This window comes from Terriglobia bacterium, assembly GCA_020072845.1.
In the GTDB taxonomy this organism is placed as follows: domain Bacteria; phylum Acidobacteriota; class Terriglobia; order Terriglobales; family Acidobacteriaceae; genus JAIQGF01.
The window spans coordinates 16,057-29,847 of sequence record JAIQGF010000003.1 but is presented as its reverse complement, the minus strand read 5'-3'; the positions used below and the strand labels follow the sequence as shown (position 1 = coordinate 29,847).

At 62.9% G+C, this 13,791-nt stretch carries 14 protein-coding genes; 6 read left to right on the top strand and 8 right to left on the bottom strand.

The features are described 5' to 3' along the window. Positions 1-20: 20 nt before the first annotated feature. Positions 21-2,390, bottom strand: a complete 2,370-nt coding sequence (locus tag LAN70_02515) for a type II and III secretion system protein (GenBank protein MBZ5510021.1) — start codon at positions 2,388-2,390, stop codon at positions 21-23. Between the two features lie 115 nt (positions 2,391-2,505). Here LAN70_02515 and smpB point away from each other — a divergent pair, with 115 nt between their 5' ends. From smpB to LAN70_02495, 4 genes are all read left to right on the top strand, one after another. Beyond that, positions 2,506-3,033, top strand: coding sequence for an SsrA-binding protein SmpB (gene smpB, locus LAN70_02510; GenBank protein ID MBZ5510020.1), 528 nt, complete (start codon positions 2,506-2,508; stop codon positions 3,031-3,033). Positions 3,034-3,135: 102 nt separating this feature from the next. Continuing rightward, the gene (locus LAN70_02505) at positions 3,136-4,674 is read left to right on the top strand and encodes a leucyl aminopeptidase (protein ID MBZ5510019.1); all 1,539 of its coding nucleotides are present in this window, start codon (positions 3,136-3,138) and stop codon (positions 4,672-4,674) included. Between the two features lie 118 nt (positions 4,675-4,792). Then, positions 4,793-5,209, top strand: a complete 417-nt coding sequence (locus tag LAN70_02500) for a hypothetical protein (protein MBZ5510018.1) — start codon at positions 4,793-4,795, stop codon at positions 5,207-5,209. Positions 5,210-5,356: 147 nt separating this feature from the next. Continuing rightward, complete coding sequence (locus LAN70_02495) at positions 5,357-5,653, top strand: hypothetical protein (GenBank protein ID MBZ5510017.1); 297 nt, start codon at positions 5,357-5,359, stop codon at positions 5,651-5,653. A gap of 211 nt (positions 5,654-5,864) precedes the next feature. Here LAN70_02495 and LAN70_02490 read toward each other — a convergent pair whose 3' ends face one another. The 3 genes from LAN70_02490 to LAN70_02480 are packed head-to-tail and all read right to left on the bottom strand — an operon-like array spanning position 5,865 to position 7,028. Then, positions 5,865-6,320: a nitroreductase family deazaflavin-dependent oxidoreductase gene (locus LAN70_02490; protein ID MBZ5510016.1), complete on the bottom strand. Its 456-nt coding sequence runs from the start codon at positions 6,318-6,320 to the stop codon at positions 5,865-5,867. A 3-nt stretch (positions 6,321-6,323) separates the two neighbouring features. Continuing rightward, positions 6,324-6,563 (bottom strand): alkylmercury lyase family protein, encoded by a 240-nt coding sequence (locus LAN70_02485; protein ID MBZ5510015.1) that lies wholly within the window; start codon positions 6,561-6,563, stop codon positions 6,324-6,326. A gap of 6 nt (positions 6,564-6,569) precedes the next feature. Beyond that, positions 6,570-7,028, bottom strand: a complete 459-nt coding sequence (locus tag LAN70_02480) for an alkylmercury lyase family protein (GenBank protein ID MBZ5510014.1) — start codon at positions 7,026-7,028, stop codon at positions 6,570-6,572. A gap of 106 nt (positions 7,029-7,134) precedes the next feature. Here LAN70_02480 and LAN70_02475 point away from each other — a divergent pair, with 106 nt between their 5' ends. Continuing rightward, the gene (locus tag LAN70_02475) at positions 7,135-7,725 is read left to right on the top strand and encodes a hypothetical protein (GenBank protein ID MBZ5510013.1); all 591 of its coding nucleotides are present in this window, start codon (positions 7,135-7,137) and stop codon (positions 7,723-7,725) included. On the opposite strand, the gene LAN70_02470 is transcribed toward LAN70_02475, so the two are convergent. Then, entirely contained in the window at positions 7,704-8,387 is a 684-nt protein-coding gene (locus tag LAN70_02470; protein ID MBZ5510012.1) for a hypothetical protein, read from the bottom strand. The genes LAN70_02475 and LAN70_02470 overlap by 22 nt on opposite strands. A 94-nt stretch (positions 8,388-8,481) precedes the next feature. Here LAN70_02470 and LAN70_02465 point away from each other — a divergent pair, with 94 nt between their 5' ends. Beyond that, complete coding sequence (locus LAN70_02465) at positions 8,482-9,282, top strand: hypothetical protein (GenBank protein MBZ5510011.1); 801 nt, start codon at positions 8,482-8,484, stop codon at positions 9,280-9,282. Positions 9,283-9,343: 61 nt separating this feature from the next. On the opposite strand, the gene LAN70_02460 is transcribed toward LAN70_02465, so the two are convergent. From LAN70_02460 to LAN70_02450, 3 genes are all read right to left on the bottom strand, one after another. Beyond that, positions 9,344-11,059, bottom strand: a complete 1,716-nt coding sequence (locus tag LAN70_02460) for an amidohydrolase (protein MBZ5510010.1) — start codon at positions 11,057-11,059, stop codon at positions 9,344-9,346. Continuing rightward, positions 11,056-12,324, bottom strand: coding sequence for a M20/M25/M40 family metallo-hydrolase (locus LAN70_02455; GenBank protein ID MBZ5510009.1), 1,269 nt, complete (start codon positions 12,322-12,324; stop codon positions 11,056-11,058). Before LAN70_02455 ends, LAN70_02460 begins: the two co-directional genes overlap by 4 nt. A 157-nt stretch (positions 12,325-12,481) precedes the next feature. Next, the gene (locus tag LAN70_02450; GenBank protein MBZ5510008.1) at positions 12,482-13,738 is read right to left on the bottom strand and encodes a LeuA family protein; all 1,257 of its coding nucleotides are present in this window, start codon (positions 13,736-13,738) and stop codon (positions 12,482-12,484) included. Between the last annotated feature and the right edge of the window lie 53 nt (positions 13,739-13,791).

Below are 13,791 nucleotides of genomic sequence, written 5' to 3'. Positions count from 1 at the left end.
CGATCGCCGGATCACCCGATCTACTTCACCGTCACCATCGCCTGGCCGGGCGTCACCGGCACCGGCTGCATGGCAGGATCGCGCGCGCCGGCCTTGGTGATGCTCAGCGTGGATTGTCCCGGCGCCTTGGCCATGAAGGTCAAGGTAAACACCGCGCCCTGTCCCGACACCCCTCCCGATCCCGGCGGCCGGGTTGCCGAAATCTGCTCCAGGCCGGGTGCGTCCTCGCGGTGCACAATCACCACCGGCTGCCCGTCGCGCGACAGGAAATTCCCGTTCGACACATTAATCAATTGCAACGACCGCGGATCGTAGCTGACCTGCACCGGGACCGAATAGAGGTTTTGCGCGCCGCTCACGGTCACATTCACCGCGAACGTGGTACCCACCGCCTGGTTCAACTGCGGCGGATCGAAGCTCATGATCGCCGCTCCGGTTGTGCCCTGGGACGGCTGCGCCGGAGGACCTTGCGGAGCTTGCGCTGGTGGCGGAGTCGTGGCTGCTCCGGGCGCCTGTGCCGGAGGTGGCGCCGGTGCCGGCGCCGGCCGCGGTGCGGCCGCCGAGCCGCCATTTCCGCTCGGAGAAGGCGCGGGCGACTTGCGCCGCAGTTCAATTGCGTTCGCCGTGCCCACGTCAATCGGCCTCAGGTTCACGTCGGTGACGTCCTGCGCGCGGACGATGTGCGGCACCAGCACGAACACGATTTCGTTCGTCCGGGTCTCCGTGTTCTGCGCGGAGAACAGGTATTTCAGCAGCGGCACCTGCGAGAGAAACGGGTAGCCGCTGACGCTCTTCAGCACGTCTTCTTCCAGCATTCCGCCCATCAGGCTGGGCTCGCCGTCTTTGAGCCGGATGGTGTGCTCCACCCGCCGCTGCCCGATCACCGGCTGGTCGATGCCGCCGATGCTGACGTGGGAACTCACCGATGAAACTTCCATGGTGAGCTTCAGCGTGACCTCGCGTCCCGCGTGCACCGTCGGCTGCACGTCAATGTTCACGCCCACGTCAATGTACTGGAATTGCGTGTTGACCAGCGGGTTGATGCCCACGCCGCCGATGCCCGGCTGGAACGAACCGGTCGCCACCGGCACGCGGTCGCCGATCTTCAGGGAGGCCTTCTGCCCGTCGAGCGCGCGAATCTGCGGATTCTGGATGATTTTAGTATCGCTGTCGGTAAACAAGAAATTCGCCGTCGCGCCCGGGATGGTGACCAGGAAATCATTGGACGTCAGGTTGGCCAGCTTGTTCAGCGTAAGCGCATTATTCGACGTCGTCGGCGTCGTCGTACCCGTTGTTGTACCCGTTGTCGTGGTCGTGCTTGTCGACGCATTCGGCTGCAGTTGGATTGACGCCGTCGTCGGCGGCGACACCCCCAGGTTGCGTAGCTTGTCGCGGCTCACCTGCATGACCGCGATGTCGATCAGCACCTCGGGCCGCGCCTTGTCCAGATCGTTCACCAGCTTTTCCGCCAGCGCCACCTGGTCGGGCGTGCCGCGGATCACGATCGCGTTCTGCGATGCCAGCGAGATCACGCGCGTGATCTCCACCACCGTGCGCAGCGTATTCACGATGTCCTGCATTTCCGTGGTCTGCGCCAGGTTGGACAGGTAGAACGTCTTCACCACGTTCTGCTCGATCTCGGTCCGCTTCGCCTTGGTGTCGGCGGCCACGAAAACCGTGTTCGGCGTCACCGCCCGCCAAAATGTCTTGGACTGCAGCGCCACGATCTCCAGCGCCTGGTTCAGCGAAACGTTATTCAGGTCGATGGTAATTTTCCGCGAGACATAATCCGGATCGAACAGCACGTTGATCCCGGCCAGTTTTCCGATGGCGGTATATACGATCTTGGTGTCGTCGGTCATGCGCATGGTGATGGGGACGTTGGAGATCGTCTTCAGTTCCGCCGGTCCCTCCGCCTCCGCCGCCATGCGGCCCAGGTCCGTCACCCGCGACGGCGGTCCCGGCGGCGGCGGCGCGTGCTCGAGCATCTCGCGCGTGCGCCGGATCTCCTGCTGCGCAATAGCCGAGGAGGGATCGATCTGCGCCGCCCGCAGGAACTCGGCCAGCGCCTGCTGTAAATCCCCGCTGTCCCGGAGTTGCTGCCCGCGGTGCACGTGCGCCGCCCCGGCTTCGAAGCGCGCGCGCTCGAACGCCGTCCGATAGCGCAACTCCTTGGGCTTCAGGTCGTAGGCCTGCCTGAAGAACTCGTAGGCCTGTTCCCAATGCTGGCGCGCCTCAGCATCGCGTCCTTTGTCATAGAAACTCTTGGCTTTATCGGCAGCGGCGGGGAGCGCGAGGGTCAGCACCAGCAATCCTGCGGCGGCGATGCGCCGGAAGCGTGCGCCCACCCTCCATGCCAGCCGGAGGCTTTGTGGCTGAAGCAGATGCATGAGAACGCAAATTATAGCATCCGCCTTGCGTCGCGCCGCGCTGGAATGGCGGGGCACCTGGGATGCTAACGCCGTGCTAGCATAAAAGTTTCGTGCTGGAGGTTGTGCGATTCTCATGGCGCGGCAGGCGACCCATCAGACCCGGCCCAATCCGGAAAAAAGTCCGCGCCGCGAGCCCGTGGCCGCCGGCCAGCGCGACGCCACCGTCAACCGCGCCGCCGCTCATAACTACTTCCTTTCCGATAAGTTCGAGGCTGGCATCGTCCTCACCGGGACCGAAGTCAAATCCGTCCGCGCCGGGCGGGCCAATCTGAAGGATGCCTATGGCCTGGTGAAGGATGGCGAGCTGTGGTTGTTGAATGCTCATATCGGCCACTACGAACACGGTAATATCTTTAATCACGAGCCCTTGCGCACCCGTAAGTTGCTGGTCCATGCCGCGGAGTTGCGCAAGCTGATCGGGAAAACCCAGCAAAAGGGCATGACCCTGATTCCGACGCGCATGTACTTCAAGAGCGGCCGCATCAAGGTGGAAGTGGCGCTCGCCAAGGGCAAACAGCTCTGGGACAAGCGCGAAACCGAGCGCCGCCGCACCGCCGACCGTGAAGCCCGCGAGGCCATCGCCCGCTCTAGAAAGACCTAACCGCATTGCCGATTTTCGATTGCCGATTTCATCGGGCTTCCGCGCCAATCGCCAATCGACAATCGACAATCAACAATGATTTTCAAGTAACAAGGATCAAGAATGAATACGAACCTCTCTTTCTCCTCTCCCGCGCAGCTTGAAACCGAATGTCTTGTCCTGCCCGTCCTCGACCACGGCGACAAGGACAAGCCCGACGCCCGCGTCGCCTCGGCTGACAAGGCGCTCCAGGATGCCGCTGCCGAGTTCATCTCCACCGGCGAGGCCACCGGCAAGATCTTCGAAACCGTGATGCTCCACCGTCCCAGCGGCCTGAAGGCCAAGCGCCTGCTGCTCGTCGGCGGCGGCAAAGCGAAAACTTTTTCCGCGTTCGAATTGCGCAAGCTCGCCGGCGCCGCCGCCCGCTTTCTCAAGCCGAAGTCCATCCGCAGCTTCGCCTTCGTCCTGCCGGAGCTTCGGGCCCGCCCTTCCGCCGAAGGCGGAGGGTGGGATCAGGCCGATGCCGTCAAGGCGGTGGTCGAAGGCGCCTTCGTCGGCGACTTTGATCCTGACAAATACCGCAGCGACCGCAAGGACCAGCGCATTGACGACCTCACCGTGGTTGTCTCCGGACAAGACGAGGTGAACTTGCGCGCCGCCCTGGAGCAAGGCCGGGTCATGGGCGAGTCCCAGAACTTCACCCGCGAACTGGTCAACGAGCCCGGCAATCGCATGACGCCCACCATGATGGCCGAGCATGCGCGCCGCATGGTCGAATCCCTCAACGTGGCCGCGCTCAAGATCGAAACCTACGGCGCCGACAAAATCAAAGAGCTGAAGATGGGCGCCTTCTGGAGCGTCGCGCAAGGCTCCGACGAACCGCCTGCACTTATCGTAGTGCGATATGAACCCCAGGACGCGCCCGCCACCCCCGTCATCGGGCTGGTCGGCAAGGGCATTACCTTCGACACCGGCGGCATCTCCATCAAGCCCGCCGATGGCATGGAAAAAATGAAGTACGACATGGCCGGCGGCGCTGCCATGCTGGGCGCGATGCGCGCTATCGCGCTGCTGAAGCCAAAGGTGCGCGTCATCGCCGTCGTCTGCGCCTCGGAAAACATGCCTTCCGGCAAAGCGCAAAAACCCGGCGACGTGCAGATCGCCATGTCCGGCAAGTCCATCGAGATCATCAACACCGATGCCGAAGGCCGCCTGGTGCTCGCCGACGGCCTCTACTACGCGCGCCAGCTCGGCGCCACCCACCTGGTGGACGCCGCCACCCTCACCGGCGCCTGCGTGGTCGCGCTCGGCTACATCAACGCCGGCGTCTTCACCAACGACGAAGCCATGTGGGAGCGCTTTCGCGGCGCACTGCAGCGTTCCGGCGAAAAAATGTGGCGGCTGCCGGTGGACGCTGAATATCAGGAACTCATCAAATCGAACATCGCCGACATCAAGAACACCGGCGGGCGCTGGGGCGGCGCGATTTCGGCAGCCATGTTCCTCAAGGAATTCGTGGACGACACGCCGTGGATGCACCTCGACATCGCCGGCACTGCGTGGGAAGAGGAGAACAAGGCCTGGATCGCCAAGGGCCCTTCGGGAATCGCGGTGCGCTCGCTGGTGGAGTTCGTGCGCGACTTCGCCGAGGGAGCGCGCTAGGCCGGCTCAGACGAATTACCACGCTACTTGTTATACTCCCGCGGAGGTCCCAGGCAACTCCGGGAGCGCCGCGCCATTCTGAATACAACAGTTTTAAGTATCCCGGAAAGGAGTTCGCATGGATCACCGTCACTCGTCGGGACTCAATCGGCGGAGCTTGCTTAAGCTCGGCATCGCCTCAGCGGCAGCCGCTTCCGTATCCGGCGTCCTGCTGCAGGCACAGTCCACACCTGAAAGTTGCGCGCCGCCAATCCCTCAGAACCATGGGGTGTCGAACGGCGGCTCGTGTCCCTACCCGATTCCGTGGCTCGACAAAAACGGTAATCACAACCAGATCCCGATGCCAAATGTCGAGCTGTCGAACATCTTCCACTTCAGTGGCAAGCTGGCGCGTTGCAACGGCTTTCACGGCATGGGCACCGACAATCAGGGCAACCGCCTCGCCTGGGGCAATCCCACCACCGATTACAGCTACATGGCCGGCGAGTACTGGGCGGCGCGCAAAGCCCAGCCGGGCATCTTCACTCACACCTGACTCACCGTCTTCAAGGGACCGGCGGTCCCTGCCAACCAGTTCCACGATTTTCATCCGCCCATTTCCCCGGAAGGACTCTACTGGGTAACACCGGTTCCCGCCAGCGGGCTCGTTTTCAGCCCGGACGGCAAAACCGCCACCCTACAGATGACCAACGTCGCTATTATCGATCAGCCGCGCTGGCCGGCCATGGACGCCGAAACCACGCCTGCTTTCATGGACTTCAAGCTGGTGTTTAAAGCGATGGATGAACCAGTCAGCTACCACGACCCGCTGCGCCAGTTCCGCTTCGACGGACACAAGGCGATCGCGCAGTTGGAAGCCACCATGCGGGTGCCTTCGACCGGGTTCACGTTCAAGACTGATCCGCTGGAAACCTCGACGTGCGATTTTGCGGTGATGGGCACCGAAGTCAACGGCAAGTACTACCAACCGAAGCCCTGATTGTGGTTTGAGATTCAAAGTCTGGTAGGCCCCGGCGCCCTCGCCGGGGCTGCCGTTTCATACACGAGAATTTCAACTGCCGCGGGCGCCCTCGCCCGCGGCTGTTGTTGGGGCGCGCTCGCCCTCGAGCGGCGAGCTCGCGCAGCGAGCGACAGAACGTAGCCCCCGGCGCAAGCCGGGGGTCAGCTTCCATTTCGGTCACAAGCCCGCTTCAGCGGGCGACAGAATCGATCAACTCGAACACCGGATACTCCTGCGCGATCGCGCCGAACGCTTCCGCCGCCGACCCTGCTGCGACAGGAAAATAGCGCTGCACCGTCGTTCTGAAGGAATCCAGGTAGGCTTTCAGAATTTCCGGTTTCTCGGCGTCGGTCAGCGGACGAATTTGAAATGTCCGCCGGAAGCTGCCTCTCTTCAGCGTGACCTCGCCCGCGGCTTCGGCGTTGCGCACCCACTGCGTGCGCCCGCGCGGCGCCACCAGGAATCGCTTGCCGCGCAGTTCGAGAAGATCAATGGGCGTGGAATAAACCTTCCCGCTCTTGCGCCCGCGCACCTGCACCAGATAGTTGTGCCGCATGCCCAAGCCGAGTCCGACCAGCACGCCGAACATGCGATTGAAGAAGGCTTCGAAGGCGGTGGCTTTGCGATAAGCAGGTTCTGGCGCCATCGGTCACCTCAGAACTTTCTCTTTTGCCTCTGCCAATCTCCAGAATTCGCCGGCCAGGCCGATGCTCGCAAACGCGGCCTGCGCTTCCGGCACGGTTTTCGGACGCCAGTCGGGGCTGAGCCGGTTGCCGTACCATTCCTGGGCGAGCCTCCATCCCTGCGGCAGCGTGAGCGTCCCGCCGCGCGGCTGCTTCCACTGCGCGCACCAGCGCTCCACATGCTGTTCCGACCGGAACAGAAGCATGGTCTTTCAGGTGAAAACGATGTCGTCGTACCAGTGGCAGGCGGGAACGGCGATGTGGATCATGCCCGCCGGCGCGCGCAGCTTCCCGTTGCTGATCTCCAGCAACATGCGGTGATTGCAGCATCCGCAGGCGGCTTCGATGCGGGCGTTGCGCCCCAGCATGGCGGGAATGCCGAGTGCGTCCCAGATGCAGTTGCCCCACCATCGGCGATTGCCGGCCTGCACTGGAAAAGCGGTGGGCACGGCGGAAAAGGGAGCGGCGCGCCAGAGTTCGCCATTTTCCTGGAGACAGAATGCATGGGTTTGGACCAGGCGTCGCAGTCCGGCGCGGATGGTGCGGGTTGATGCGCATAGCGCGGCAGCCATTTCGGCGACTGTGGGCGCGCGTCCGCGGTCAATGAAGTGGCGAAGGATGTAGAGGCGCAGCGCGCTGTCGGAGGCGGCGGACTGTTGAGTGCGAGGCAAGCTGTCTGTCCGACTTAAGTAGATGGCGTTCAGGGGAGGAGCGGTTTCATATTTGATTTCGTGTCCCTGCTTTGCTCGCATCATGCCTGCGTGGGATACTCCCCGCATGACTCTTGAGGAGTGCCGTCAGTTCTACGCCGACGAGGTCCGTTTCGCCGCCAACCTCTCCACTCCCGGCCTTGCCGACGCCTTTGCCCGTGTGCGCCGCGAGCAGTTCCTCGGCCCGGGACCGTGGCAGATCGCGTCCGCCGACGTGCGCGGAATGTCGGCCGCGACCGGCATCCAGATGTCGTATACGCCCATTGATGACCCGCGCCACCTTTATCACAACGTGGTAGTCGTGCTCGACAAAGACCGCGACATCAATAACGGCCAGCCCAGCGCTCTGGGCCGCTGGATTGACGCCCTCCAACTGCAGCCCGGCGACCGCGCCTATCACCTCGGCTGCGGTGTCGGCTACTACACTGCGATTATGGCGGAAGTGGTGGGAGCGGGCGGGAGCGTGGTGGGCTGCGAGGTGCGACCCGACCTGGCGTTGTGGCAGGCAAAGCCGGTGGTTGGGGCATGGCAGGCACATAGGCCGCTACAGGCGGAACCGAGTCCGGAATCTGAACGTAGGGAGCCAGCAATGAGGGAACAACACAGGTTGCCGGTAAGATCCGCAACCGTCGTGAGTCACCGTAGAACCTCCCCTTGAACTGCCTTTAACTTTGGCACTAAGTAAGGCAACTCCCTTTTCACAGCTTGGGTTATTTCGGAGATCTCCGGGCTACCGATGCTTGGACTCAGGCCGGACGCAACAATCCCACGCCAACGTTCGATCTGCCCATAGATTTCTTTAAGCTCATTCCTGATCCCGAGATCCAAGAAGGACAGTTCATTGCGCTCTTGTTTCCAGCAGTCGATTGAAGGCGGCAAGTAGACCCTGTTTCCCGGAGGGCCGCTGTAGAAGCTCTGAGCGGTTCGGAGGTTCCCCTCAAGCTCGGAGATGAGATCTGCAAGCAGCTTCGCCTTCTTGGTACGCGCATCACCTCCAAGGGCTGCGATTCGGCTGGTCAGACTTGAGTTCTCATTCTTTAGGCGAATCACCTCAGCGCTCTCGTGCTCAGCGTTTTCCCTCTTCAGGCGCTCGATTTCATCCGCTTGCCCACGAAACACATCAAACAAGCCCCACATGAATGCGGCAGCGAAGAACACAACTGGGAGCCAGCGTGGAACTGCAAAACCGGCTAGGTAGCTCGAAACGTATGTGGCAGCCGTCGAGCCAAGGCCCAGCAGAAATAAGGACTTCGACAGCCAGTGACGAAAGAGGGCTGACAGGAACGGTGCAACTTGTTGGAACGGACCAATTCTTTGCATTTTCAGCCTGACTTGAGCGGAGTCAGTTTATACTTATAAACTCTATTTTCCCGACCGACATCTCGCTGATTTCGTCTTAGAGGAGCGTGATGTTATGCAGCTATCATTGCCCCCATTTGGATGGGACCTGGCGAAGGAAGCCGCTAAGTACTTGGTTGTGGCCGCAGCGGGGTGGGTTTTAAACTCGGGGAAAAGATGGTGGGGCACTCGCCCCGCGCGCGCATTCTGGCACCCCTTCATTTCCGACGACCTTCGTCTTGTGGTCGGGCATTTTGAACAGTTCCGACTCTTCGAACGTTCCGGCGTTATCGGAGTCGGAGACGCGATCGCTCTCGGCGAACTCCAGCGTTACCTAGCTCAGATCGGAGCCCGCGACCCAAAGGTCGTCTACGATAATCGACTTGAGGGTGATGACTTGAAGCACACGATAATAGCGCTTGGGGGACCTGATGCGAACGAAGTGACCCGTGGCGCGGTAAAGCAGATCGATTCGAAATTGCGATTTGGGGATCCCGAGGTAGATAAAAATGCAATTGTTATTCGAGACACAACAAGCGACCCCCCTCGCCTTTATAATCCCGACCCACTTGACCGCGACGGCGCGGGAACCGACTTTGGCCTAATCCTGCGTGCGCCCAACCCCTATGCCCCCGAAAAGGAAATGATGATCATCGCCGGTTCGTTCGGCCACGGAACATGGGCTGCCACACGGTACGTTATCTCACCGGCGTTCCTTGCGCTACGAGAGGCGAAGGCACAAGGCCCACTTGAGTGCCTTGTCAAGACGGAGGTTGTGCGTGACACGCCTCAGGCAATCCATCTGATAGTTGCACGGAGTATTCGGTGCGGCGCGATCCGCATGAACCGGCCAACACCGCCTGCTGCACGCACCTGAGGTGTGCATCAGTAGCGCCGATCTCGCTCCAGTTCAGGTTCCGGCGTAGGCGTGAGGCCGCCTACTTCGCCTGATACACCGTCTTCCCGCCCACCACCGTGCGCAGCACCTTGGTCTGCAGTATTTCCGCGGGCGCAACCTTGGTGATGTCGCGGTCGAGCACGACGAAGTCGGCCAGAAAGCCCGGCGCGAGCCTTCCCTTCTCCTTCTCGGCGAATTCGGCGTAGGCGGCGCCGGTGGTGTAGGCGGCGATGGCCTGGTCGATCGAAATCTTCTGCTCCGGCACGTACTCTTTCGTGCCCGCTTCGTTTTTGCGCGTGACCGCCGCGTACAACCCGCGGAAGGGTGTGATCGGCTCCACCGGATAGTCGGTGCCGAACGCCAGCACCACGCTGTTCTTCAGAAATTCATTCCAGGCATAGGAATATTTCGCGCGCTCCTCTCCGATGCGCGTGATCGCCCAATTCATGTCCGTCAACAAATGGTTGGGCTGCATGGAGGCGATGACCTGCAACTGGCGGAAGCGCGCGAAGTCGGCGGGCGCGACCACCTGCGCGTGCTCGATGCGGAAGCGGAACTTTCCTGGCTGGCGCAGTTGCGGCGCTCTGGGATTTTTTCCCTCGACGTAACGTTCGGCCGTCGCGAATGCCTCCAGCGCCATGGCGACGCCGCGGTCACCGATCGCGTGGAAGCCCATCTGAAAGCCGGCAGCGGCGCGCTCCGCGGCCATCTGGTCGAGCTTCGCCTGCTCGGACTGCGGCAGGCCGGAATTTTTCGGCTCGTCGGTGTAAGGCGCGAGCATGGCCGCCGTGTGCGAGCCGATCGAGCCATCCATGAAGCCCTTGAGCATCCCGCTGTGCAGCATCGGGTCCTGCGGCGCATGGAACACGCGGCGCTTCTCCAGCACGTTTACCGGCTGCGGAAACGGCAGCCACTCGGTGATGCGCAGCGTCAGCTTGCCCTCTTTTTCCAGTTCGGCATAGGCCAAGAAGTCATCCCACTGCGAATTGTCCTGCGCCGAGGTGAGCCCGTACCGCGCCGCCTCCCGCATCGCAAGTTCGGCGCCTCGCCGGCGTTGCGCCTTCGTGGGCGGCGGAACTTTCTTGCGCACCAGATCCTGTGCGGTCTCGCGCAGACCGCCCGCCGGCTCGCCATCCGCTTCGCGATCAATGCGGCCTCCCGGCGGATCGGGAGTTTGCTTCGTGACACCGGCAACGCGCAGCGCCGCCGTGTTCGCCACCAGCATGTGCCCGTCGGTCCGGATAAAGAGCGCGGGATGATCGCCGGTGATCGCGTCCAAATCCTGCCGCGTGGGAATTTTCTGCACCGGCCACTTGGTGTCGTCCCAGCCGCGTCCCAGGATCCATTCGCCGGGCGCGGCAGTCTTCGCGCGCTCGGCAATGCGCGCCTTCATCTCATCAAACGATTTCGTGTTCGACAGCTCGACATTCAGCATCTCGAAGCCGCCGTTGGCCAGGTGCAGGTGCGCGTCGTTGAAGCCGGGCATGACGAAGCGCCCGCCCAGGTCCACCACCAGCGTGTGCGGGCCTGTGATTTTGCGAATTTCATCGCTGGCGCCGACCGCCATGATGCGCCCGTTGCGCACCGCCATTGCCTGCGCGCGCGGATAGACCTTGGCGGGCGCGCCGCCGAAACCCTCCTCCGCGCCGGTGTAAATGTCGCCATGGATGAAAATCTGGTCGGGGCGTTCGAGCTTGGTGAGTTGCGCGTGCAGGTTCATGGCGGAAAGAAGCAATAGCGCGGCGACAATTTTCATTCCTGGACTCCGGCCACGGCGAGCACGGTGAGCAGGATCCGCCGCAATCCGAGGTCGCGCCCGGTGGGGTCGTACCACTCGTGCAGCGTGTGCGCGCCGCCGCCTGCGCCGCCGGTGCCGATAGCCAGGGCATCGCGTCCCTGCGAGAGCGGGATGTTGGCGTCGGTGGAGGCGCGTTGCAGGCGGGCGTTGTTGTCGAGCAGCAAGTCCACGGCCTGGATGATAGCGAGCATGCGGCTGTCGGCGCTCAGGCGTGCGGCAGGACGGCTGCCGATCAACTTGATGTCGGCGGCCAGTCCGCTCTGCGAGCGCCCGCCAAACGAGGTGCGCCCATCCTGTGCCACAGCGCGCTCGATCGCGTCGCGCAGCGCGCGCTCCATCCGCTCCACCTGCTCGCCCGCGGCGGAGCGGATGTCCACCTTGATGGCCGCCGACTCCGGAATCGAATTCACCGAAGTGCCGCCGGTAATCACGCCGACATTGAAGGTGGTCTTCGGGGAAGCGGGAACTGGCGTGCGCGCGAACAGGTCAATGGCGCGCGCCAGCACGACAATCGGATTGGCAGTCCCGAAATCGCTCCAGGAATGGCCGCCGGGGCCGAAGATCGTCACCAGGAACCGCTTGCTGCCCAGCGCTTCGGTGACAATGGTATCGGTGCCGGCGCCGTCGAGCACGATGGTGGCCTCGATGGCATCGCGCCAGCGCGGCTCGGCGAAGATGTAGCGCATGCCGCGCACGTCGCCTTCGCCCTCTTCGCCGACATTGCCGACGAACACCAGCGACCACTCCGTATGGATGTCGGCGTGGCCCATCGCCCCGGCCAGCGCCAGCAGCGCCGTGATGCCGGCGCCGTTGTCGGAAATCCCAGGCCCGTAGAGGCGATTGCCTTCGCGCCGGACGTTGACCCCGGTTCCGGCGGGAAACACGGTATCAATGTGCGCGCTGATCGCCAGGTACTTGGGCTCACTCTCCGCGGCCAAGCCGGGGCGGATGCCGATGACGTTGCCAATGCCGTCAATGTGCACGTCGCTGAGGCCGAGCTCGCGGAAACGCGCTGCCAGCCACTCGGCGCGCGCCGTCTCCCCAAACGGGGGCGCGGCGATGCGCGTCACCTCCATCTGACGCTCCAGCAGGTGCTGCTCGTGCGCCAGGAACCAGGCCGCGGCGGCTTCCACCGGAGCCAGCGCCGCGATGCGCGCGACTTGTTGCGCGGCGGCGTTTTGCGCCGGCGGCCGGGACTCCGCGGCTGAAGGGATGTTAGGCATGGGCAAAAACTGGATATTACCTTAAACGCGCGGAATCAGATTTGCACTTGGTTTTGCGTTTCGAGTTTCACGTTTCACGTTGTCAAGACCTCTCCTTCCAACAAAGATCACCGCAACGTGAAACTTGAAACGTGAAACCCTGTCTGTTCACATGGCCCTAACGCGTCGTTGGCGCCGACGATTGGCAGCACTCCAGGATTTCGTTCTCGGTCAGCATGCGCTCCGACGTCTTGGCACGCTGTAGGATGCGCTCGACCACGCCGTCGGTGGGCTCCAGGCCGTGGCGCTCCAGCCAGAAAACGATATTGGATTTGCCGCTCATGGGCCCGATCTCGATGATCTGCTCCAGCCCGAAGTAATGCGCGGGCACGCCGGAATAGACGTTGTTGGCCAGCTCGATGTCGTTTTTCTTGTACGCCTTGATCACCGCCGCGGCGTGCACCCCGGTGCCGGTGCGGTAGGCGTCGTCGCCCACCACCGGGTAGTTGCGCGGGATGGGCAATCCGGTGGCGCGCGCGATGGCGACGCAATAGTCTTTCAACTTCGAGAGGTCCTGGTCCTTCCACGGCGTGATGCCCATCAGCTTGAGGTTGACCAGCATCTGGTCCATCTGGGTATTGCCGACGCGCTCGCCGATGCCCAGCCCGCAGGCATGCACGCAGTGCACGCCGCCCATCAGCGCGGCCAGCGAATTGGCCAGCGCCATGCCGCGATCGCAGTGCCCGTGCCAATCCACGCGGATCATCATCCCCGACGGGACCACCACTTCCTTGATGATGTAGCGCACCAGGTGGAGCGCGCCCATGGGCGTGGCGTGCCCGCAGGTGTCGCAGATGACGATGGCGCGCGCTCCGCAGTTGATGGCCGCCGTGTACAGCTTCTTCACCGTCTCGGGGTCACACCGGGTGGTGTCCTCGGTCACGTACATGACGGGCAAGCCCAGCGACACCGCGTATTTCACCGCTTTTTCCGTGGTCTTGAGCAGGAAGTCGTCCGTCCAGCCCTCGGTGTAGCGGCGGATGGGGCTGGAGCCGATAAAGGTGGCGGCCTCGATCTCCAGGCCGGTCTTCTGCGTAATCTCGGCGATGGGGCGGATGTCGTTCTCGTGCGTGCGCGCCGCGCAGTTCGCCTTGATCTTCATCTTGTGGTGGATGATCTCGCGCGCCAGCGCCGTGGCGTGCTCCACCGCGCGCGGTCCGGCGCCGGGCAGCCCGATGTCGAGCGAGTTGATGCCGAGCGTCTCCATCAGGTGGAGGATTTCGATTTTTTCCGGAACCGAGGGATCGCGCACCGAGGGCGATTGCAGGCCGTCGCGCAGCGACTCATCGTTGAGCAGCACCGGGCCGCCGGGCTTGGAGTCCGGCCCGGGCATGTTGTTCCAGTCGTAAATCAGGTCAGAACAGTTCACGCTCATGAGCTTGGATGCGCGGTGCCACCCCACAAGCAACGACGTGCCAAATCCCCACA